Raw genomic sequence first — 19,721 nt, forward strand, 5'->3', positions numbered from 1 at the left:
TGGCGTAAACCCGCCGGGCTTCTTATTGCCCTAAATCAGGAGATTAAGGATGCACAAACAAGCTTCAGAACCCAAAGAAAATACCGACCTGCTTCTTGAGGTTATCGGTATTGCAAAACGTGAAGAGCGTAAAGGTCGCGCGCTCGCTGTTTCCATTCGCCTTGAGGCGCTGGCAACCCATATTGCTAACAAGGGTATGAGCGCCATAGAAGCGGCTGAACTGCTGCGCCGCGAAGCCACCCGCTACGAAAACGAATCTCAGGAGCTGCACTAATGGCCGATGCAATGGATATCGCACAACAGCGCGAGCAGGCAGAACGCGAGCGCCTTATCAACAACGCGCGCAGCCGTATCGCTACGCCATCTCGTTTTACATGCGAGGAATGTGACGCACCAATCCCGGAGGAACGCCGTATTGCCATCAAGGGCGTTGCACTATGCGTCACCTGTAAGGAAATCGCAGAGCTTAAAGGTAAACACTATAACGGAGGTGCTGTATGAGCCTTCGCATCGAAATCGGCGACAAATGGATTATAAACAGCGACCAGTATCAATTCATTTTGAGCGAGAAAAAGGTCGTAAAAAGCGGCCGTAAAGCTGGCGAGGAGTGGCTCGATACTATCGGCTACTATCCAAAAATCGAACAACTTATTTCCGGTCTGATTCATCACCACATCCAGCAGTCGACCATCACCTCAATTGAGGAAATGGCCGCAGAGATTAAGCGCATCGGAGAAATGTGCGCCTCCTCAATCAAGGCGGCGGCATGAGAAAAACACATCAACTTAAAATCCGGCCTGATTTTTTTCAGGCTGTCATTAATGGAACGAAAAAAGCCGAGTTTCGTCTTGCTGACCGTGCGTTTGCTGTAGGGGACTTACTTTGCTTAAACGAGTACGGTCCCTGCGAATATGACCACCAAAGGGTCGGTTTTACCGGCGCTTTTGTCTACGTACTGGTGACTCATGTAACTGACCTTAACGAGTGGGCTCCTGGCTATGTGATGCTCAGCATACAGCGCAGGCAGATGGGGGAGCTATGCGGGTAAGCGTAAACTATGCTTACCCGTGGAACGCTCCACGGTCGGCAATAGCCAGCCCATATCTTACTTATGACCAACAGTATCGCCGCGAGCGTATGTTCGCGGCTTTGCTGCATGCGAGAAAAGGGCTTTCTCTCCAGCCCGAGTGCGTGCGCTTTGACGTTTATCGCACCGCTGCGGTACTGGAGCAAAATCAGGACAGTCAACGAGCCAATGCCTTTTTAATCAGCTTCTGTAAAAAGGCATTGCCACGTCTTGAACTGGTCGCAAAAAAATACGAGAGCGCGGGTATCAACAGCAATGTATCAACCGCCGTTTTCGGTGGTCATTTTGACACCCGACTCATGCAATATCTGGCGTCACGTATGGTTAATCTTGTCGCCAGATATAACCGCCTCCCTGATATGTCGCGCGCCGATGTTGACCTGTTGGCCGGTGATATTGCTAATTTCATTCGTTCTGAGCTGGCAAATATTGATGACTCAGGTTTTGGTGAACTCAAAACGCTGTACACCTGGTACATGCATGCTGGTTTTATTTCTCTGCAATATAATGTCACCCCTCCCCATTGGGAGCGCGTGGCAAATAAATACTTCAACAAAGATGATATCGCCCCCGCAGTAATCCGTATGTTTACTGAGTCATGGTGGCGTAATCGTCTGCGTCGTGTCGCGTCGGCATGGCGCGAACATCTACAAATTGCAGTCGGCAACGTCAGCAAGAAAAAGCACGCCTACGCGAGTAAAAACTGTGTGACCGACTGGCGCGAGCAGAAACGCCGCACGCGCGAATTTCTCAAGGGACTGGATCTCGAAGACGAAGACGGCAACCGCATCAGCCTGATAGAAAAATATGACGGTTCTGTCGCTAACCCTGCGATACGCCGCTGCGAGCTGATGACCCGCATCCGTGGGTTTGAAAATATCTGCAATGAATTAGGTTATGTAGGGGAGTTTTACACCCTGACCGCACCGTCTAAATATCACGCCACGACTAAAGCGGGCTACCGTAACAGTAAATGGAACGGCGCCAGTCCGTCGGACACGCAGAGCTATCTAACCGGCCTTTGGGCGCGCATACGCGCCAAACTGCACCGGGAAGAAATCCGCATTTTCGGCATACGTGTTGCCGAGCCTCACCATGATGGTACGCCGCATTGGCACATGCTTATGTTTATGTTGCCGGGAGACGTTGAGCGCGTGCGTCTTATCATCCGTGATTATGCGTGGGAGGAAGACCGCCACGAACTGAGAAGCGATAAAGCCAAAAAAGCACGTTTCCACGCCGAAGCTATTGACCCGGAGAAGGGCAGCGCTACCGGCTATGTTGCTAAATACATTTCGAAAAATATCGACGGATATGCTCTCGATGGCGAAACCGATGACGAAAGCGGTGAACTGCTTAAAGAGACTGCCCCCGCCGTATCAGCATGGGCGGCGCGCTGGCACATCCGTCAATTCCAGTTTATTGGCGGCGCGCCGGTGACGGTCTACCGTGAATTGCGTCGTCTCGCTGATACCGAGACCGCGCACGGTCTGAGCGTTGAATTTGCCGCCGTCCATGATGCCGCTGACGCCGGTGACTGGGCTGGTTACGTTAATGCGCAGGGTGGCCCGTTTGTCCGTCGCGACGATTTGCAGGTGCGCACGCTGTATGAGCCTCGCGCCGAGTTTAACCAGTATGGTGAGGAAACTATCTGCATTCGTGGCGTGTACGATTCCGCCGTCGGTGCTGACACCCCGATTTTAACTAGGCTAACGCAGTGGAAAATTGTGCCGAAGCGTGCCGTTGATTTGGCCGTTGACGTTAAGGGCGCTCCTGCGCCCTCTCGGAGTTCTGTCAATAACTGTACGGGAAGCGAAAGCGATCCACCGGAGCTGGATTTATCCAAACCGTTGAGTCGAAGTGAAAGGCGGAAGCTAACGGCCAGACTCAGTGTCAAAAAACGGGTCACTAGGAGTGATTTTATCCACGGAACGGATAAACAAAGCGCAGCCATTGACAGAACAATAGACGAGATTCTGCTCACGACCGGCGAAACCATCAGCCAGGGTGAGGCCCTGCACCTGATGGCCGGTGGCAAAAGTTGCATAAACGGCAAATGGTGCCGTGGTTCATCAACCGGTGAAATTTTCCCGGCAGCACCGTCACACCGGGCGCAGGCAAGACAAATCCTAAATCGAGTCGCGGGGTTAGCGTCAGTTACAAAGTTGAGACTGTAACTAATTCATATCCATATCATGCACATACGTCATTTTGTGGTGTAACTTTTTCTTTCATCTTTTTATCGATATGTGATACTGTTTATTTATACAGTATCTCGTGTTGGAGGTTGTGTGGTTAGAGAGTTAAACGAGCAAGTCATGATTGAAAGGGTCGAGATGATTGCGCGTCTGACGACAGAGGGTGTTTGTCAGGAAAGAGATCGTGAAATTGCTTTGAATTTAATTGCGGAAATTGCGAGAGGGAACTTGATGAAAAACAAATCTTTTTCAGTTGTTTTCGCACCCGCTCCTGTTGAACAAAGATTAAAAAAAGGGGGCGAAGTGAGGGTTAACATCACGTTGGATAAAGACCAAAAAATCGGGCAGCAAGTTGTCGATGCTTTTCAGTGCGAGTTGACTCGACGGGTGGCATCGATTTTTCCAACAGCACGCATTACAGTTAAAATAGGATCAATGATTGGTGTTGAGTTAGTTGGGGTTGACAAAGAGTCAGATCGAGAGGCATTGGATGGTATTCTCCAGGAAGTTTGGGAAGATGAAAGCTGGAGATAAACATCATAAGTCAATTGGTACATAATGGACTTTTATGCGATGAAGTCAGTTTAGGCTAAATGGCTAAAGATACAAACAGTGTCTTGGTTGGAAGTTTAGTAATCAGATTGTTACACTTGTCGGGGATCATCTTGGCCTTTTTTCTTTAATGTATCTTGCTATTTAGTGTATTCTTAATAAAAATATATGTATGTTTATGCTATAGGTTAGGAGGGAATATGGATGGTTTGTGGGAGAAAATATCTTCGTATAACTTATTTAATAACCTTTTTCCAGGTGCTCTTTTTATATATCTATTAGAGCGTTCGACGAGTGTGGTTTTATCTACGGAAGATATAGTAAAGAATATTGTCCTTTACTATTTTGTTGGGTTAGTTATTGGTCGGGTTGGATCGATTGTTATTGAACCCATACTTAAGGCAGTTCGGGTCATAAGATTCACTCCTTATTCTGATTACATATCAGCATGTAAAAAGGATAGTAAAATAGAAACGTTGCAAGAAGTAGCCAATATGTATAGAACATTGCTTACTATGTCCATTTTACTACTGGCCGCTTTGTTGTGTATTGAGGCTCTAACAAATAATAACTATAATTTATCAAAGTGGGTGTCATCTTTTTTTACAGTTGTTTTTATTGTATCATATATTAAACAAATTAATTATATTGTGGCAAGGATTATTAAAGCTAACAAGCTGCCATAAGGCAGCTTGTTGTTTATTCCTCAGTTTTATAATTAGTTACGTATGCACGAGGTGTGACTGAGGACCATCCCTCTCTAATTGGGGCGTCTTTATAATGAAATTTCGCAGAGCCTTCAGTAGTAATTACTTTAGCCCCACGTCTGGTGAAAGCATTAATAACTGCTTGATGGGGATGCTTGTCAGAGTCAGGTGCACATGAGATAAATGCGCTAATCCCTCTCTGTTCACCCTCGCTTACAATATTACCAACCAGCTTGTTTAGTACTTGTGGACTAACATTTCTTCGGCTTCCATGATGAGGAATCTGAATGAATGATAATGAAGTGTTATCAATGTGATCTGCCGCCATTTCTAAGGCAGTGACACCTGCATCGCCAGTAAATACCAAGGTTTTACCATCAATTTCAAGTTTCAAAATTACACTTGAGTTGTTTTGTGCTGATGTGGTGTCCTTATCGTCAATGCCTTCATCGGAGAACCAGTCTGCAACATATTCAACTAATTTTTTAGCTTTCTCAGCAAGATAGTCAAATGTTGCTTTTAAAGCTTCAGTTCCAGATACTTCTTCTGCTTTTTTAGGCATTCGAGCGAAGTCAGGTATTAATGTTTCATAATATGCTTGTGTAGGTCCAACAACAACAAGTGTGGCATTATCCCAAGTCTTTCCTTGGAAAGGCTCATGAATTTCTATCTCTTTTTTTTCAGCTAATTTAACAGCATCATAAGCTTTCTGTAGGTTTTCTTGCATGCGTCTTGCGATACTGGCATCTGTTATCCTTCCGTCAGAAAATTCAGCTGCGAGGTTTTCATTGTGCTCCCATGGTTTGTGAATCCAGAACTCTTTTACTTCTGCATTTTCAATGACATGTGATAAACCGCCCACATGATCACCATCTGGATGTGTGGATATAAGCAGATCAATAATATTGGTATGGTAATAATTTTCTAGATGTTCAATAATTTGAGCACCTGTACTCGCATACCCAGCGTCAATCACAACAACTTTTTGCTCGTGCCTTGCTCCGTGAAGATTGCCCCATCTAATGCATATCGCATCTCCACTTTTTTTTTCTCCAACGGCTAAAAAATCAACTTCGTATCCCATTTTGTGTCCTTATGCTTTTTTTACTGCCATACAAGGTTCTGATGTGTGTAGCTTTAATCAAGAGAATTCTGACTAATTTTATTGATAATCAAACTGATGCGATGAGCTATCAGTTTGCGGTTCATACCTCCATCATTTTATGTTTTTTAATAAAAACAATTACTTGTATGTATGCTGTTGTTGCTAGATTAATGCCGATAGCGCAGCAAATTTGTCACTGCGCCAGCAATAACTCCCGGCCTTCCTTCTTTCACTGCTCTGATACCGATAAGCTGGTCGAACAGGCAAGCTGCGCAGAGCTCGGTCCGGTCATTAAAGGTCTACTAAATCACATTAGAATGAAAAAATAAAAGGATCTATATCAATATGTTATCTCTGATTTATGAAAATCCGTGGACGACGATTTTTTTGCTGATTGTTGCCAGTTGCTGCCTCAACAGTATTATTGGCGCATTGCGCGGCCAGGAATCGCGGCAATAACCCGGCCCAAACAGGCACCCTGAATGCCGGTTTTTTTTATGCCATTTTTTCGAAATCCCTCTATTTTTTAGCTGTGCATGCAACAGGTGCATGGTTTTGCATGTGCCGGAGTTGCCAGCTCTGGCCGTGCGCCGCCAGAGCTGGCGCGGATACAGAGTGGTCATGCAACTGCATTAAAACCGACCTACGAAGCGGGCAGGCGTGGCGGGGAAAGCACTGCGCGCCAGCGTACTTTTGCGCATTTATTTTCGCAGCCTGAGCGCGTCGCTGTGCCGCGCGGGTTCGCGAGGGTGTCGGTGGGTGATGCGGGGGCGTCCGAGGGCTTGGCGGGCTTCTGAGGCGGTCAGGCGTGGGGGTAAGAAAAAGCCGCCAGGAGGCGGCGGAAATCAGTCACTTTCGGTATCGAGGGTGTAACTTTTGAAACGGATCACCTCCTGACCGGCCCACGCGTTGACCTCGCGCATCCGGTCTTGTAGCGGTATGAGCTCGTTACGGACAAACACCTTTGCCACCTTCTCGATGTCACCGAGCGAACCGACGTTTTCCGGCTTGCCGCCCATCAGCTGGAACGGGATGCGGTGAGCGTCGAGCAGGTCGGCGGCGCTGACTTTTTTTATGTTGAAAAAGTCGTCTTTCGTGGCCACCTCGCTGAGCGGCACAATTTTAATGCCGTCCGGTTTTCCATGCGGTGCGTAGAAAAACAGATTTTTGAAGTTGCCGAGCCCCTTCGAGCTGCGCATCGCATCGCGCAGCGCCTCAACATCGGTACCGCTTTGCGCGGCGTCCGTCACATACATGATGTAACCCGCATGCGCCCCGTTCTGGTAATACTTGCGACGGAACAGCGTCGCCGCTTCATTCAGCCAGGCGGAGTTTAGCGCGCTGAGATATTCCGGCATGCCGTACAGCTCCTGATTAATGTCAGGTTCCAGCAGGTGGAACACGGAGCCCGGCGCGAACGGGTGCGGCTGGTCGAATGACGGCACCCACCAGTAGACATCATCATCAATACCACGTCGCGTATATTTAGCCGGTGACGCTTCCAGCTTCAGCGGGCGACCGGTGACACTCTTTCGGAGCTCTAAAAACGCGTTGCCAAACACCAGAAAATCAAGCGCGAAGCGGCTGAAGTCCTGTTGTGACAGTAGCGGATGCGGAATAAACGTTGAGGCCAGAATGTTGCGCTTAACGTAAATCGGCGAGCTGTGATGAACGGCGGCGCGCAGGCTTTTTGCCAGTCCGTTAAAGCTGACCGGCGGCTCGAACCAGCGGCCGTTATTGACGCATTCCACGTAATCCAGAATATCGCGGCGGTCGAGCACGGCGCTCGGTTCACCAAAAGTAAACGCCTCCATTTTTTGGGGCGCGCTGTCTTTCATGTTGCGCGGGCGCTTTTGTGGCTGTGGCTTGCGGCCTTTGTATTTACTCATCAGTTGAACTCCAGAATGGACGATGTGGCCTGGCCGCTGCCAGCGGTCAGCGGTTCGTTTAACAGCGCGTGCATGGTCGCCCAGGCGACGTCCGCGTGACTGGCCTCCTCGGTGCGGCTGGCCTCATAGGTCGCGCTGCGCCCGCTGCTGGTCATGGTCTTGCGGATAGCCATAAACGAGGTGGTGATGTCGGTGGCGCTGACGTCGTATTCGAGACAGCCGCGGCGAATCACGTCTTTTGCCTTCAGCACCATCGCGGTTTTCATTTCCGGCGTGTAGCGGATATCGCGGGCGGCGGGATAAAACGAGCGAACCAGCTGGAAGACGCCAATACCGAGGCCGGTCGCATCGATACCGATGTACTCGACGTTGTATTTTTCGGTGAGTTGGCGAATGGATTCGGCCTGCGTCGCAAAGTCCATGCCTTTCCACTGGTGACGCTCCAGAATGCGGAACTTGCCACCGGCGACAACCGGCGGCGCGAGCACCACACACCCGGCGCTGTCGCCGCTGTGCGACGGGTCGTACCCCACCCAGACCGGGCGGGAGCCGAACGGGTTGTCGGCGAACGGTGCAAAGTCTTCCCACTCTTCCAGACTGTCGACCATGCAGCGTTGCAAATCCTCGAACGGGAACACCGACGCCTTGTCGTCAACGAACTCGCACATAAACAGATTGCGGAAGTCGTCGACGCTGTTTTCGCGCTGGAGTTGCTCCAGATTGAACAGCGTACAGCCCCCGGCGAGCGCATCCTCAATGGTGACAATCTGCCGCCACTGACCGTCAGGACACGCCACGCCAGCGGCGAGCGCGTCATGACTGATATCGATGTCGACCCGCTCGCTGGCGCGGGCGCGTCCATGGTTGAACAATTCCCCCGACCAGAACGGGTAAGCGCCGTGCGCCAGGGTGGAAGGCGTCGAAAAGTAGGTGCTGCGCAGGTGGCTTTGTGAGGCCATGCCCGACGACACTTTGCGCAGTTTCTGGAAGTTGGGGATCCAGAATATCTCATCGACATACAGGTCGCCGTTATGGCTCTGCGCGGTGTTTGAGTTGGTGCCGAGAAATATCAGCTTTGCGCCGTTGTTGCCGATGACAATCGGGTCGCCGGTCAGGTCGACATCGACCCGGCGCGCAAACTGGATGATGTACTCGCGGAATACATACGCCTGCGTCTTACTCGCTGACAGAAAAATCTGGTTGTGGCCGGTTTTCAGCGCATGCAGCAGCGCCTCCCGGGAAAAGTAGAACGTCGCCCCAATCTGGCGCGATTTCAGAATGTCGCGAATACGGTGCTCAAGCCCGGCGCGGTGCCAGCGGAGCTGATACTCGAAAGACTCTGCAAAGAAAATCTCTTCCAGTTTCTCGATAGCCTCGTCGCTGAAAAAGTTCTTTGTCGGCTTTTTTCGGTCGCCTTTGTTGCGGTTGGCCACGTTGGGATTCAGGTCAACCTCGTTTCCGGTCTGGCCATAGCGATTAATGCGTGCAAAGCGCTCCATCTGCCGGGCCAGAAAATCCGCCACCTTGAAATCGTGGGGTGTGAGGTTGGGCTTTGCGTAGAGCTGAATCAGCCGGGCCTCTAAGGTGCTTTCGACCCGGTTCAGCGGTGCCGTTTCGTCCCACTGGTCGCGCTGTTTCCAGCTCTGCACCGTCGGGCGTTTGGTCTGCAACATTTCGGCAATCTGCGGCACGGAAAACCCCTGCCAGTACAGCAAAGCCGCCTGGCGTCGCGGGTCGTTTAAGAGTGTGGTGTCGGTGGTGATGGTCATGGATGCCTCGCCGTGATTGATACAGGGCAAGGCTAAAGAAACGGGTGATGCGAATCGCTAAGGTGCTGTTGTGTGAGGGATAAGCCATCCGGGACAGATGGCGGGTGGGCGGCGACGTCGGGAAACTAACCCCGACCCGTTAACCCGATATCAGGACTCCTGACAATGGCAAAAAAAGTTTCAAAATGGTTTCGCATCGGCGTCGAAGGCGATACCTGTGACGGCCGCGTTATCAGCGCGACGGATATTCAGGAAATGGCCGAGACCTTTGACCCCCGCGTCTACGGTTGCCGCATTAACCTCGAACACATGAAAGGCATCCTGCCGGATGGCCCGTTCAGTCGTTACGGCGATGTGGTCGAGCTGAAGTCTGAAAAGATTGATGACGATTCGGTACTAAAAGGCAAGCTGGGGCTGTTCGCCAAAATCACCCCGACCGATGACCTGATCGCAATGAATAAAAAATTGCAGAAGGTCTACACCTCAATGGAAATTCAGCCGAATTTCGCCAATAGCGGTAAATGCTACCTGGTCGGCCTGGCGGTGACCGATGACCCGGCCAGCCTCGGCACCGAATACCTCGAATTTTGCCGGGGGGCCAAATTTAACCCCCTTAACCGCTTCAAAGCCGAGCCGGGCAACCTGATTTCCGTCGCCACCCTCGCCGAGCTGGAGTTTGAAGACCAGGCGGAAAATGTCTTTACCGCCCTGAGCGACAAAGTGAAAGCGATCTTCAGCCGCAAACAGGCCAGCGATGACGCTCGTTTTCAGGATGTGCATGAGGCCGTGACGACCGTCAGTGAGCATGTGCAGGAAAACCTCACCGCCACTGAGCAGCGTCTTGCCACGCTGGAAAATGCCTTTGCGACGCTGAAACAGGACGTCACCACGAAGGCCGACCAGACCAGCCAGGCATTCAGCAAGTTAAAAACGTCGCTGGATAAAACCGAAAGCACCGCGCAGCCACGCCGCAAGCTCTCCACCGGTGGCGGTGGCGATGAGCTGCTGACCGACTGCTAAACGGTCATGAATTTATCGCCGGGCGACAGGCTTGCCCGGTCAGACAACCCGATTTAACCAAACAGGAAAGACTATGCGTCAGGAAACCCGTTTTAAATTCAATGCCTACATGTCCCGCGTTGCTGAGCTGAACGGCATCGACCCGGACGACGTGAGTAAAAAATTCTCCGTCGAGCCGTCCGTCACGCAAACCATGATGAACACCGTGCAGATGTCCTCGGCCTTTTTGCAGAAAATTAATATCGTGCCGGTGGATGAGCTGAAGGGTGAAAAAATTGGCGTCGGCGTCAATGGCACCATCGCCAGCACCACGGACACCAACAGCGGCCAGGAGCGTAAAACAGCCGACTTTACCGCGCTGGAGTCTAAAAAATACGAGTGCGATCAGGTCAACTTTGACTTCCACTTCAAATATAAAAAGCTGGATTTGTGGGCGCGCTTCCAGGACTTCCAGCGCCGTATTCGCGATGCCATCATCCAGCGGCAGGCGCTCGATTTCATCATGGCCGGGTTCAACGGCGTTGAGCGCGCCGAAACCTCTGACCGTGCCACTCATCCGATGTTGCAGGATGTCGCCGTAGGCTGGCCGCAGAAATACCGCAATGAAGCGCCGACCCGCGTGATGAGCAAAATCGTCGACGAGGAAGGAAACGTCGTTTCCGCTGTTATCCGCGTGGGTAAAAACGGCGATTACGTTAACCTCGATGCGCTGGTCATGGATGCCACCGACAACCTGATTGACGAGATTTATCAGGAAGATTCGGAGCTTGTCGCAATTGTGGGGCGTAAGCTGCTGGCCGACAAATATTTCCCGATCGTCAACAAAGACCAGCCCAACAGCGAAGCGCTCGCGGCTGACATCATTATCAGCCAGAAACGCATCGGCAACCTGCCCGCTGTGCGTGTGCCGTACTTCCCGGCGAACGCGATTATGGTGACGCGCCTCGATAACCTGTCCATCTATTTCATGGATGAAAGTCACCGCCGCTCCATCATCGAAAACCCGAAACTCGACCAGGTGGAAAACTATGAATCGATGAACATCGATTACGTGGTCGAAACCTACGCCGCCGGGTGCTTCATTGAAAATATCAAGCTGGGCGATTTCTCTGCCGCGCAACCGGAGGGCTAACCGATGACAAGCCCCGCACGGCGTCACATGATGCGGGTCTCGGCCATTGAAACCGCGCAGCGGGAAAACAACCCGCTGCGGCATGCCACTGCCTACGAGCAGATGCTGGTTAAGCTGGCCGCAGACCAACGCACGTTAAAAGCCATCTTTGGTAAAGAGCTGAAAGCCACGAAAAAGCGCGAGCTGCTGCCGTTCTATCTGCCGTGGGTCAGTGGCGTGCTGGAACAGGGCAAAGGCGCACAGGATGACATCGTGATGACCGTCATGCTGTGGCGTCTTGATGTCGGCGATATCGGCGGCGCGATGGATATTGCCCGCTACGCCTTTAAGTACGGTCTGACCATGCCTGGCAAACACCGCCGCCCGCCGCAGTACATGTTTACCGAAGAGGTGGCGCTCGCCGCCATGCGCGCCCATGCCGCCGGTGAACCGGTCGTCATCAGCCAGCTACTCGACACGCTGGCACTGACCGCCGCCGCAGATATGCCTGATGAAGTGCGCGCAAAGCTGCACAAAATCACCGGCCAGGTGTTACGGGACAACAAACAGCCCGCCGACGCGCTGGCCCACCTCAAACGTGCGATGCAGCTCGATTGTCAGGCAGGCGTTAAAAAAGACATTGAACGGCTTGAGCGTGAGCTGAAGCCCAAACCGGCAACGGTCGTTAAAGCCCCGGTAAGAGCGCCGCGCGCCGTGAAAACCACGGCACCGGCTAAACGTGGCCGACCGAAAAAGACCGCCGGTTAACAGAATGCGCCCCGCGCCAGGGCGGCACGCCGGTCGATGAGGGTGATTTACCCGACCTGAGACCGGCGTCCACCGCCCACCTATTCAGAGGTAGTCATGACGACGCTGATTATTAAAAAGAACGATGAGCCGGGTGGCGTGGTGGTCATCCCGCCGCCTGCCAGCGATGAGCCGGTGATAAAAAATACGTTTTTCTTTCCTGACATCGATCCGAAACGCGTGCGTGAAGGGATGCGCCTTGAGCAAACCGTCGCCCCGGCCCGGCTGCGTGAGGCCATCAAAACCGGCATCGCCGAAACCAATGCCGAGCTTTTTTTGTGGCGGGAACAGCAGATTGCCGGGGGTTTTAGCAAGCTGGCCGACGTGCCGGCTGACGATCTCGACGGCGAGAGCGTGCGCGTTTTCTATTACCTGCGCGCCGTCACCTCAATGGCGACTGCCACGCTCTATGAGCGTTATCGCGGTGTGGATGCCAGCGCCAAAGGTGACAAGAAAGCCGACAGCATCGATACCACTGTCGACGAGCTGTGGCGGGACATGCGCTGGGCCGTATCACGCGTCCAGGACAAACCCCGCTGCATCGTGAGCCAAATCTGATGCAGGCCATCGCGCAACAGGGCGACACGCTCGACATGATTTGCGCCCGGTATTACGGGCGCACTGAGGGGGTATTCGAGTCGGTGCTCGCCGCAAATCCGGGGTTGGCCGAGCTCGGCGCAGTGCTGCCACATGGCACGGTGGTCGAACTGCCCGACGTCCAGTCATCCCCCGTAACTGAAACAATTAATCTGTGGGAGTAAACACATGACGGAAGGTGAAAAAAGTGTCCTGTCACTCTTTGTGATCGGCGTGCTGATTGTCGTCGGGAAAGTGCTGGCCGGTGGTGAGCCCATCACCGCCCGGCTTTTTATTGGTCGTATGTTGCTGGGTGGCTTTGTCTCAATGGTGGCCGGGGTGGCACTGGTGCAGTTTCCCAACATGCATCCTGCTGCTGTGTGCGGATTTGGCTCCATGCTGGGCATCGCCGGTTATCAGGCGGTGGAAATTGCGATTCAGCGCAGGATTAAAAAAGGGGAAAGCGATGGCGGTCATTAAGACACACCCCAACGTCGCGGCATTCCTCGACACGCTGGCGTTTTCAGAGGGTACGGCGACGCACCCACTGACGAAAAACAACGGGTACGACGTCATCGTCACCGGCTTCGATGGCAAACCGGAGATTTTTACCGACTATCGCGATCATCCGTTTGCCGGTGGGCGCCCGGCGAAGGTCTTTAATCGTCGCGGGGAAAAATCCACGGCATCCGGGCGTTACCAGCAGCTTTACCTGTTCTGGCCGCATTACAAAAAGCAGCTCGCTTTGCCGGATTTCAGCCCGGTATCGCAGGACAGGCTCGCCATTCAGCTTATCCGCGAGCGCGGCGCGCTTGAAGATTTGCAGCAGGGGCGCATCGAACGCGCGATCTCCCGCTGTCGCAATATATGGGCCTCATTGCCGGGGGCCGGGTACGGTCAGCGCGAGCACAGCCTCGACAAGCTGGTCGCAGTGTGGCGTAAGGCCGGAGGCGTATCCGCATGAAAATAGTCATTATCCTGCTGGCGCTGGCCTGCGCGGGTCTGCTGTGGATGCGACACGATAACAGCAATTTGCGGGCCTCATTTGAACGTGCGAACCGGGTCGCCAGTACGCAGAAAACCACGATCACCATGCTGAAAAATCAGCTCAACGTTGCCGCAGAGCAGTCCCAGCGTAAAGAGCTGGCGCAGGTCGCTATGAGGGACAAGCTCACGGCGGCTAACCTGCTGGCTTTCAGGCGTGAACAAACCATCACGAGATTACTCAATGAAAATGACGCGTTTCGCCGCTGGTATCGCGCTGATTTACCTGATGCTGTGCGCCGGTTGCACCAGCGCGCCGCCTGCACCAACGCCGCCGCCGGTGATTGTTTACAACGCCTGCCCGAAGGTCAGCCCCTGCCCGATGCCGGGCAGCGACCCGCTGACTAATGGCGACCTGAGTGCGGATATACGCCAGCTCGAAAGCGCTCTACAGAGTTGCGCAATTCAGGTTGATACGGTGAAACAATGTCAGGATGAAATCGATGCAAAAGCCCAACAGTCTGCGAAAAGCCTTAACTGATGCGGTGCCGGTACTGCGTACCAACCCCGATATGCTTTGCCTTCGCCTGGACGATGGCAACAATATAGCGACGCTGGCGCGCTCCCTGTCGTTTGAAAAGCGGTACACGCTTAACATCGTGGTAACCGATTTTACCGACGATATTGACCTGTTGTTTGTGCCGATTATGGCCTGGTTACGGGTCAATCAGCCGGACATCATGACAACCGACGAGGGGAGAAAAAAAGGCTTCGCCTGGTACGCTGACATCAATAACGACAGCAGCCTCGATGTCAGCATCAGCCTGTTGCTGACCGAGCGCACGCTGGTCAAAGAGGCCGACGGCACAATGTACGTTGAGAACATCCCGGAGCCGCCACCGCCGGAGCCGGTGACGCGCCCTGTTGAGATGTGGAGTAATGGCGAACGGGTGAGTAAATGGGATGAATGACTTCAAACCCTTTGAGGACAAGCTCGCCGGGTTGATAGCGGCCCTTTCCCCCGCCGGGCGTCGCCGGATGACCGCCGATATTGCGAAGAAACTGCGCCAGCGGCAACAACAGCGCATTAAATCGCAGAAAGCGCCGGACGGTTCGCCCTTTGCCCCGCGTAAGCGCCCGCCCGTCAGGGCAAAGCAAGGCCGGATTAAACGCGAGATGTTCGCGAAGCTGCGAACCAACCGCTATATGAAAGCGAGCGGCGGCGACAGCGCGGCGGTAGTGGAATTTACCGGGAAAGTGCAGCGCATCGCCCGCGTGCATCAGCTCGGGCTCAAGGATAAACCATCCCCCAAAAGCGCCACCGTCGAGTACCCACAGCGCCAGCTCATGGGCTTTACCGAAGATGACCGGCAGCTTGTGGAAAGCGTCATTATCGACTACCTCGCCGGTTAACGTTGTGCCAGCCAGGGCAAAACGCCCGCAGATTGCCGCCGGAACACCCCGGCGGCATCCTTTCCCCTATGAATACTCTCGCATCTATCCAGGAACTCGCCCGCGCGATACGCAACATGATACGCACCGGCATCGTCGTCGAAACTGACCTCGACGCCGGGCGATGTCGCGTACAGACCGGCGGCATTTATACCGACTGGCTCCAGTGGCTGACGCACCGGGCCGGACGCTCGCGCACCTGGTGGGCTCCCTCTGTTGGTGAGCAGGTGATGATTCTGGCCGTGGGCGGTGAGCTCGATACCGCTTTTGTGTTGCCGGGTATTTATTCCGACGACAACTCCGCACCGTCGGCTTCGGCGGATGCCTGGCACGTTGAGTTTCCCGACGGTGCCGTTATGAGTTATGAGCCGGAAGCCGGCGCGCTGACCGTCACCGGCATTAAAACCGCCGATGTGACCGCATCCGACTCGGTTGCCGTCAGCGTGCCGGTGGTGCTGGTAAAAGCCGAGACGCGCATCACCCTCGATACGCCGGAGGTGGTCTGCACCAACAAACTGACGACCGGCACGCTGGAGGTGAAGCAAGGCGGCAAGATGTCAGGTGATATCGAGCACAGCGGCGGCGCTTTCACTTCCAACGGTGTTCAGGTGGATAAACACGGCCACGGTGGCATCAGGCGCGGCGATGAATGGACGGAGGGCACCAAATGACGGCGCGTTATCTCGGCATGAACCGCTTGACCGGTGAAAGCATTTCAGACGTTGACCATATCAGCCAGAGCATCGGGGATATTCTGCGCACGCCTGTCGGCTCCCGCGTCATGCGTCGTGAATACGGCTCGCTGTTGTCGCAGATGATTGACCAGCCTCAGACCCCGGCGCTTGAGCTGCAAATTATGGCCGCGTGCTACATGGCGATCCTGAAGTGGGAACCGCGCGTCAGGCTGACCAGCATCACCACCGAGCGGCAGTTTAACGGGCAGATGGTCGTCGATGTGACCGGCCAAATCACCGATACCGGCGAGAGCCTTTCCTTAACCATCCCTGTGAGTTGAACCTATGGCAGTTATCGACCTGAGCCAGCTCCCCGCGCCTGATGTGGTGGAAACGCTGGATTTTGAAGCCATCCTCGCCGAGCGCAAAGCGACGCTGATTTCACTGTACCCGGAAGACGAGCAGGAAGCGGTCGCCAGGACGCTGACGCTGGAGTCAGATCCACTGGTGAAATATCTGGAAGAGAATGCTTATCGGGAGGTGATTTTACGCCAGCGCATCAACGAGGCGGCAAAAGCCGGAATGGTGGCCTATGCCATCAAAAACGACCTTGACCAGCTCGCGGCAAATAATAACGTTGAGCGCCTGGTCATCACCCCGGGTGACGATACCCAAATCCCGCCTGTGGTGGCGGTCATGGAATCCGACAGCGATTTGCGCCAGCGCGTACCGGCCGCTTTTGAGGGGATGAGTGTCGCCGGGCCAACCGGTGCCTATGAATTTCATGCCCTTAGCGCCGATGGTCGTGTCGCCGATGCTTCGGCGAACAGCCCGGCACCGGCAGAGGTCACCATCGCCGTGCTGTCGCGGGAAGGCGACGGCACAGCATCGGATGATTTATTACTGGCTGTCAGTACCGCGCTGAATGATGAGAGCGTGCGCCCGGTCGGTGACCGCCTGACCGTCGTGTCGGCCGAGATTGTCAATTATGCGGTTGATGCCGTGCTGTATGTCTATCCCGGCCCGGCGACCGAGCCCATTCTTGCCGCCGCCAAAGCGCAGTTAACCGCGTATATCACAGAGCAGCGCCGTCTCGGTCGGGATATTCGTATGTCGGCCATCTATGCCGCGCTACATGTGCAGGGGGTCCAGCGCGTCGAATTGCGTGAGCCGCTGGCCGACGTCGTGCTCGATAAAACACAGGCCGCGTACTGCACCGAAACCAGTGTCGTGATCGGGGGCTCAGATGAGTAACTCGCTGATGGCGACCGGGTCGTCGGTGCTTGAACAGCGAGCCGCCGCAGCGTGTGCCGTCATCAGCGATTTATCTGTCCCACTGCGTGATTTGTGGAATCCCTGGAAATGTCCGGTCAAATTTCTGCCCTATCTGGCCTGGGCTTTCTCTGTCGACCGCTGGGAAGAAACCTGGTCAGAGGTTGAGAAACGACAAGAAATCAGTGATGCGTTCTGGATACATCAACGTAAGGGAACAATATCCGCCATCCGGTTTGTGATTGAAAAAATGGGTTACTCCATATCAATCGATGAGTGGTGGCAGGTGGCGGATCCGGCGGGAACGTTCAGGCTTGAGGTGGATATAAATGATATCGGACTGACACCATCCATGCTCAGTGACCTGAATCGCCTGATAGATGAGACAAAGCCCGTCAGTAGACATCTGGCACAGATGAATATTGCGGCAAAGGTAAACGGCGATATTCATACCGGTACCGCATTATGTTGCGGCGAGATTATCAGTATTTACCCGGAAGATTATGAACCGGAAGAAAATATTATCTATAACGGCGTGATTTTTCACGATGATAATTTTAATTATGGGTAACCATCTATGACTAGAATGAATGAATCTCCGTCGTGGGAAGATGAAATAGAAATTATCGCCAGAGGTGAGCGTGTTTCAGGCGGAATGGATGGCGTGGCTAACCGCCCGTTAAAAAAGCTCGCAAACCGTACCCGCTTTCTGAAAGAAAAAATGGACGGTGCCGAGATTAACCTGACCGGGAAGGTTGAAGCTGTAAAAACGTTTGCCGATGGGGCCACGCTTGAATCGGTAAGAGATGAGATTGTAAACGGTAAATACCGTCTTATATGGACGGGAGATTACCCGAAAGTCGTCCTGCCAGGCTCATCCCCGGAGGGTACCGGCGGTATTGGGCCGGGTAAATGGGCATACACCTCAGATGCTATTATTCGCGGGGAACTAAGTGCTGGCTCAGGCCTTAAGATGATTGGCGGCATGGGTTATGTCTCACCACAGATGTATGGGGGCGTCAGCAACAATGTGGCGACAGATAATACCGGGCCGGTGATGAACGCTATCAATGAGGCTGCGAGTAGAGGGCTGGGATTGGATCTGAGAGGCGGGCCGTGGCGTGTTACTCAAACGCTGGATATGACGTACGTCAAACATATTATTACTGATTACTCAGGACGCATCCTTGTTGACCCGACAAATTTTGTTTCGGCACACAATAATAACTACGTGGTCACTTTTGGGAACCCTGATACCATTTTCAGGGAGGACAGGTGTACTCATACTTGTATTGCAGGAACTCTTTTTGTTGTCAGCGATAACAGAAACGCTCTGCTAAATGGTGTTTTTATAAAAGGCTCATTGCTTAATATTGGTGCTATCAGGACAACTAATTTTAACGGTTACGGCATTCGGTTAGGCGCTGTATGGGATACAACAGTAAACAGTCTTTCATCTGAGCTATGCGGGAATATGACAGCGTACGCGCTGGCTATTGATCCGTTTAATGATACGTCTAACTGTCTTAATATTGGAAGGATTCAGTGTGAGAGGGCGTATCATAAGCAATTGCGAATTAATGTTATTCGCTCAGAAATTCATAATATCCATGCAGAGCGCTTGTATATACTGACAACTGATGATGGGTCGACACAATTACCATCAGGGCTTAACTATGAAAATAGCTATTTTCTATTAAGTAATTCAGAAATTTCTCACATGATACTGGATGCCATGAGCTCCGATGATGTTGGAACAGTCAGCGTTACACCCTCGGTAAGGTTAAGCATGTATGCAGCGCATGCTGCAACGCTGGATATGAGAACCGCCGTCGTGACCTCAACCTATGGTCAGGCATCAACTATTGATAACTCGACATTTTATAAATATTACAATAATGCGTATCCGGTCACGTTAACATCATGCCGTTTTACCTCAACAAACAGCGATGGTTTGTTGAAGCTGGGCGGTAATGGTGCTGTAGCCATTAACTGTGTCATGGATTCGTTTCAGCCTGACTATGGTACATCAAAATTACTTCTTTCAGCCTGCACCCTGAATAATGACTATGCCAGTAATATAACAAATGTATCAGGTGTTCTGCTGGATGCCTGTACGCTAAATGGTGACATTAAAGAAACAGGCCCAACCGAAGCCAGCGAGCCGACAGAATTTCGTAACTGTTATGTTAAAGGTAGCGTGAGGGGATATTTTCAGCATAGATTTATTTTAAATGGCGGATATGTTGAATCTGTTGATTTGGTGAGTCGTTCGTATGCGGAAATGAGAAATGTCAGAGGAAATATTTTCAATCCGGCAGAATCTGGTGACAGGGCTTACATTACAAAAGGATGTGCATTCAGCACAGTCACAGGATGGGGGCCACCTGTTTTTGGTAAATACAAATCGGGGGAGACAACCCAGCGTATAGGAGCCATCACCAGTGGTTCAACCATTGAATATATAAACACTGCTGATAACGGCGCATCGTTTGTGGCATCTAAAACTTTACCATAA

26 protein-coding genes are annotated in these 19,721 nt (G+C 52.6%); 23 read left to right on the top strand and 3 right to left on the bottom strand.

Annotation, left to right across the window (positions count from 1 at the left end):
- The first annotated feature begins 49 nt into the window (after positions 1-49).
- From IAE27_RS08250 to IAE27_RS08280, 7 genes are all read left to right on the top strand, one after another.
- Entirely contained in the window at positions 50-274 is a 225-nt protein-coding gene (locus IAE27_RS08250) for a DUF2732 family protein (protein ID WP_019725386.1), read from the top strand.
- Entirely contained in the window at positions 274-501 is a 228-nt protein-coding gene (locus IAE27_RS08255) for a TraR/DksA family transcriptional regulator (protein WP_004195898.1), read from the top strand. The genes IAE27_RS08250 and IAE27_RS08255 overlap by 1 nt, the downstream gene beginning before the upstream one ends.
- Positions 498-770, top strand: coding sequence for a DUF5405 family protein (locus IAE27_RS08260; protein WP_004195903.1), 273 nt, complete (start codon positions 498-500; stop codon positions 768-770). Before IAE27_RS08255 ends, IAE27_RS08260 begins: the two co-directional genes overlap by 4 nt.
- A complete protein-coding gene (locus IAE27_RS08265; protein ID WP_200092238.1) occupies positions 767-1,048 on the top strand; it encodes a DUF3850 domain-containing protein in 282 nt (93 codons plus the stop codon). Before IAE27_RS08260 ends, IAE27_RS08265 begins: the two co-directional genes overlap by 4 nt.
- Positions 1,049-1,191: 143 nt before the next feature.
- Positions 1,192-3,264, top strand: a complete 2,073-nt coding sequence (locus IAE27_RS08270; protein WP_200092305.1) for a replication endonuclease — start codon at positions 1,192-1,194, stop codon at positions 3,262-3,264.
- A 114-nt stretch (positions 3,265-3,378) separates the two neighbouring features.
- Complete coding sequence (locus IAE27_RS08275; protein ID WP_200092250.1) at positions 3,379-3,819, top strand: DinI-like family protein; 441 nt, start codon at positions 3,379-3,381, stop codon at positions 3,817-3,819.
- A 218-nt stretch (positions 3,820-4,037) separates the two neighbouring features.
- A complete protein-coding gene (locus tag IAE27_RS08280) occupies positions 4,038-4,523 on the top strand; it encodes a phosphohistidine phosphatase (protein WP_200092254.1) in 486 nt (161 codons plus the stop codon).
- Positions 4,524-4,536: 13 nt separating this feature from the next.
- Here IAE27_RS08280 and IAE27_RS08285 read toward each other — a convergent pair whose 3' ends face one another.
- The 3 genes from IAE27_RS08285 to IAE27_RS08295 all read right to left on the bottom strand — a co-directional run bounded on the left by IAE27_RS08285 (position 4,537) and on the right by IAE27_RS08295 (position 9,307).
- Complete coding sequence (locus IAE27_RS08285; protein WP_200092269.1) at positions 4,537-5,628, bottom strand: ComEC/Rec2 family competence protein; 1,092 nt, start codon at positions 5,626-5,628, stop codon at positions 4,537-4,539.
- Between the two features lie 866 nt (positions 5,629-6,494).
- Positions 6,495-7,538, bottom strand: coding sequence for a phage portal protein (locus IAE27_RS08290; RefSeq protein WP_200092271.1), 1,044 nt, complete (start codon positions 7,536-7,538; stop codon positions 6,495-6,497).
- Entirely contained in the window at positions 7,538-9,307 is a 1,770-nt protein-coding gene (locus IAE27_RS08295; RefSeq protein ID WP_200092307.1) for a terminase ATPase subunit family protein, read from the bottom strand. The genes IAE27_RS08290 and IAE27_RS08295 overlap by 1 nt, the downstream gene beginning before the upstream one ends.
- A 165-nt stretch (positions 9,308-9,472) precedes the next feature.
- Here IAE27_RS08295 and IAE27_RS08300 point away from each other — a divergent pair, with 165 nt between their 5' ends.
- The 16 genes from IAE27_RS08300 to IAE27_RS08375 all read left to right on the top strand — a co-directional run bounded on the left by IAE27_RS08300 (position 9,473) and on the right by IAE27_RS08375 (position 19,721).
- The gene (locus IAE27_RS08300; RefSeq protein WP_200092273.1) at positions 9,473-10,327 is read left to right on the top strand and encodes a GPO family capsid scaffolding protein; all 855 of its coding nucleotides are present in this window, start codon (positions 9,473-9,475) and stop codon (positions 10,325-10,327) included.
- 73 nt (positions 10,328-10,400) lie between these two features.
- Positions 10,401-11,459: a phage major capsid protein, P2 family gene (locus tag IAE27_RS08305; RefSeq protein ID WP_200092275.1), complete on the top strand. Its 1,059-nt coding sequence runs from the start codon at positions 10,401-10,403 to the stop codon at positions 11,457-11,459.
- A 3-nt stretch (positions 11,460-11,462) separates the two neighbouring features.
- Positions 11,463-12,206: a terminase endonuclease subunit gene (locus IAE27_RS08310; protein ID WP_265092163.1), complete on the top strand. Its 744-nt coding sequence runs from the start codon at positions 11,463-11,465 to the stop codon at positions 12,204-12,206.
- A gap of 96 nt (positions 12,207-12,302) precedes the next feature.
- Positions 12,303-12,803: a head completion/stabilization protein gene (locus IAE27_RS08315; RefSeq protein ID WP_004195865.1), complete on the top strand. Its 501-nt coding sequence runs from the start codon at positions 12,303-12,305 to the stop codon at positions 12,801-12,803.
- Positions 12,803-13,006, top strand: a complete 204-nt coding sequence (locus tag IAE27_RS08320) for a tail protein X (protein WP_004175163.1) — start codon at positions 12,803-12,805, stop codon at positions 13,004-13,006. Before IAE27_RS08315 ends, IAE27_RS08320 begins: the two co-directional genes overlap by 1 nt.
- A 4-nt stretch (positions 13,007-13,010) precedes the next feature.
- On the top strand, positions 13,011-13,301 hold the full coding sequence (locus IAE27_RS08325) for a phage holin family protein (protein WP_128316040.1): 291 nt from the start codon (positions 13,011-13,013) through the stop codon (positions 13,299-13,301).
- Complete coding sequence (locus tag IAE27_RS08330; RefSeq protein ID WP_181345456.1) at positions 13,288-13,785, top strand: glycoside hydrolase family protein; 498 nt, start codon at positions 13,288-13,290, stop codon at positions 13,783-13,785. Before IAE27_RS08325 ends, IAE27_RS08330 begins: the two co-directional genes overlap by 14 nt.
- On the top strand, positions 13,782-14,213 hold the full coding sequence (gene lysB / locus IAE27_RS08335; RefSeq protein ID WP_200092277.1) for an Rz-like lysis system protein LysB: 432 nt from the start codon (positions 13,782-13,784) through the stop codon (positions 14,211-14,213). Before IAE27_RS08330 ends, lysB begins: the two co-directional genes overlap by 4 nt.
- Positions 14,095-14,346, top strand: a complete 252-nt coding sequence (gene lysC / locus IAE27_RS29575; RefSeq protein ID WP_117029584.1) for an Rz1-like lysis system protein LysC — start codon at positions 14,095-14,097, stop codon at positions 14,344-14,346. Before lysB ends, lysC begins: the two co-directional genes overlap by 119 nt.
- Positions 14,309-14,776, top strand: coding sequence for a phage tail protein (locus IAE27_RS08345; protein ID WP_200092279.1), 468 nt, complete (start codon positions 14,309-14,311; stop codon positions 14,774-14,776). The genes lysC and IAE27_RS08345 overlap by 38 nt, the downstream gene beginning before the upstream one ends.
- Complete coding sequence (locus IAE27_RS08350) at positions 14,769-15,218, top strand: phage virion morphogenesis protein (protein WP_200092281.1); 450 nt, start codon at positions 14,769-14,771, stop codon at positions 15,216-15,218. The genes IAE27_RS08345 and IAE27_RS08350 overlap by 8 nt, the downstream gene beginning before the upstream one ends.
- A 116-nt stretch (positions 15,219-15,334) precedes the next feature.
- Complete coding sequence (locus IAE27_RS08355) at positions 15,335-15,928, top strand: phage baseplate assembly protein V (RefSeq protein ID WP_265092164.1); 594 nt, start codon at positions 15,335-15,337, stop codon at positions 15,926-15,928.
- The gene (locus tag IAE27_RS08360; RefSeq protein ID WP_200092286.1) at positions 15,925-16,272 is read left to right on the top strand and encodes a GPW/gp25 family protein; all 348 of its coding nucleotides are present in this window, start codon (positions 15,925-15,927) and stop codon (positions 16,270-16,272) included. Before IAE27_RS08355 ends, IAE27_RS08360 begins: the two co-directional genes overlap by 4 nt.
- A gap of 4 nt (positions 16,273-16,276) precedes the next feature.
- Positions 16,277-17,185 carry a baseplate assembly protein gene (locus IAE27_RS08365; RefSeq protein WP_200092288.1) on the top strand — a complete coding sequence of 303 codons (909 nt, stop codon included), beginning with the start codon at positions 16,277-16,279 and terminating at the stop codon, positions 17,183-17,185.
- Positions 17,178-17,774 carry a phage tail protein I gene (locus IAE27_RS08370; protein WP_200092290.1) on the top strand — a complete coding sequence of 199 codons (597 nt, stop codon included), beginning with the start codon at positions 17,178-17,180 and terminating at the stop codon, positions 17,772-17,774. The genes IAE27_RS08365 and IAE27_RS08370 overlap by 8 nt, the downstream gene beginning before the upstream one ends.
- A gap of 6 nt (positions 17,775-17,780) precedes the next feature.
- Positions 17,781-19,721 carry a hypothetical protein gene (locus IAE27_RS08375; RefSeq protein ID WP_200092292.1) on the top strand — a complete coding sequence of 647 codons (1,941 nt, stop codon included), beginning with the start codon at positions 17,781-17,783 and terminating at the stop codon, positions 19,719-19,721.

Source organism: Klebsiella sp. S69, from assembly GCF_016516145.1.
In the GTDB taxonomy this organism is placed as follows: domain Bacteria; phylum Pseudomonadota; class Gammaproteobacteria; order Enterobacterales; family Enterobacteriaceae; genus Klebsiella; species Klebsiella oxytoca.

Bases quoted from the DNA above. Each gene is read 5' to 3' on its own strand.
- IAE27_RS08250 (WP_019725386.1), top strand. From the start codon at position 50: ATGCACAAACAAGCTTCAGAACCCAAAGAAAATACCGACCTGCTTCTT.
- IAE27_RS08255 (WP_004195898.1), top strand. From the start codon at position 274: ATGGCCGATGCAATGGATATCGCACAACAGCGCGAGCAGGCAGAACGC.
- IAE27_RS08260 (WP_004195903.1), top strand. From the start codon at position 498: ATGAGCCTTCGCATCGAAATCGGCGACAAATGGATTATAAACAGCGAC.
- IAE27_RS08265 (WP_200092238.1), top strand. From the start codon at position 767: ATGAGAAAAACACATCAACTTAAAATCCGGCCTGATTTTTTTCAGGCT.
- IAE27_RS08280 (WP_200092254.1), top strand. From the start codon at position 4,038: ATGGATGGTTTGTGGGAGAAAATATCTTCGTATAACTTATTTAATAAC.
- IAE27_RS08285 (WP_200092269.1), bottom strand. From the start codon at position 5,628: ATGGGATACGAAGTTGATTTTTTAGCCGTTGGAGAAAAAAAAAGTGGA.
- IAE27_RS08290 (WP_200092271.1), bottom strand. From the start codon at position 7,538: ATGAGTAAATACAAAGGCCGCAAGCCACAGCCACAAAAGCGCCCGCGC.
- IAE27_RS08295 (WP_200092307.1), bottom strand. From the start codon at position 9,307: ATGACCATCACCACCGACACCACACTCTTAAACGACCCGCGACGCCAG.
- IAE27_RS08300 (WP_200092273.1), top strand. From the start codon at position 9,473: ATGGCAAAAAAAGTTTCAAAATGGTTTCGCATCGGCGTCGAAGGCGAT.
- IAE27_RS08305 (WP_200092275.1), top strand. From the start codon at position 10,401: ATGCGTCAGGAAACCCGTTTTAAATTCAATGCCTACATGTCCCGCGTT.
- IAE27_RS08310 (WP_265092163.1), top strand. From the start codon at position 11,463: ATGACAAGCCCCGCACGGCGTCACATGATGCGGGTCTCGGCCATTGAA.
- IAE27_RS08315 (WP_004195865.1), top strand. From the start codon at position 12,303: ATGACGACGCTGATTATTAAAAAGAACGATGAGCCGGGTGGCGTGGTG.
- IAE27_RS08320 (WP_004175163.1), top strand. From the start codon at position 12,803: ATGCAGGCCATCGCGCAACAGGGCGACACGCTCGACATGATTTGCGCC.
- IAE27_RS08325 (WP_128316040.1), top strand. From the start codon at position 13,011: ATGACGGAAGGTGAAAAAAGTGTCCTGTCACTCTTTGTGATCGGCGTG.
- IAE27_RS08330 (WP_181345456.1), top strand. From the start codon at position 13,288: ATGGCGGTCATTAAGACACACCCCAACGTCGCGGCATTCCTCGACACG.
- lysB (WP_200092277.1), top strand. From the start codon at position 13,782: ATGAAAATAGTCATTATCCTGCTGGCGCTGGCCTGCGCGGGTCTGCTG.
- lysC (WP_117029584.1), top strand. From the start codon at position 14,095: ATGCTGTGCGCCGGTTGCACCAGCGCGCCGCCTGCACCAACGCCGCCG.
- IAE27_RS08345 (WP_200092279.1), top strand. From the start codon at position 14,309: ATGCAAAAGCCCAACAGTCTGCGAAAAGCCTTAACTGATGCGGTGCCG.
- IAE27_RS08350 (WP_200092281.1), top strand. From the start codon at position 14,769: ATGAATGACTTCAAACCCTTTGAGGACAAGCTCGCCGGGTTGATAGCG.
- IAE27_RS08355 (WP_265092164.1), top strand. From the start codon at position 15,335: ATGATACGCACCGGCATCGTCGTCGAAACTGACCTCGACGCCGGGCGA.
- IAE27_RS08360 (WP_200092286.1), top strand. From the start codon at position 15,925: ATGACGGCGCGTTATCTCGGCATGAACCGCTTGACCGGTGAAAGCATT.
- IAE27_RS08365 (WP_200092288.1), top strand. From the start codon at position 16,277: ATGGCAGTTATCGACCTGAGCCAGCTCCCCGCGCCTGATGTGGTGGAA.
- IAE27_RS08370 (WP_200092290.1), top strand. From the start codon at position 17,178: ATGAGTAACTCGCTGATGGCGACCGGGTCGTCGGTGCTTGAACAGCGA.
- IAE27_RS08375 (WP_200092292.1), top strand. From the start codon at position 17,781: ATGACTAGAATGAATGAATCTCCGTCGTGGGAAGATGAAATAGAAATT.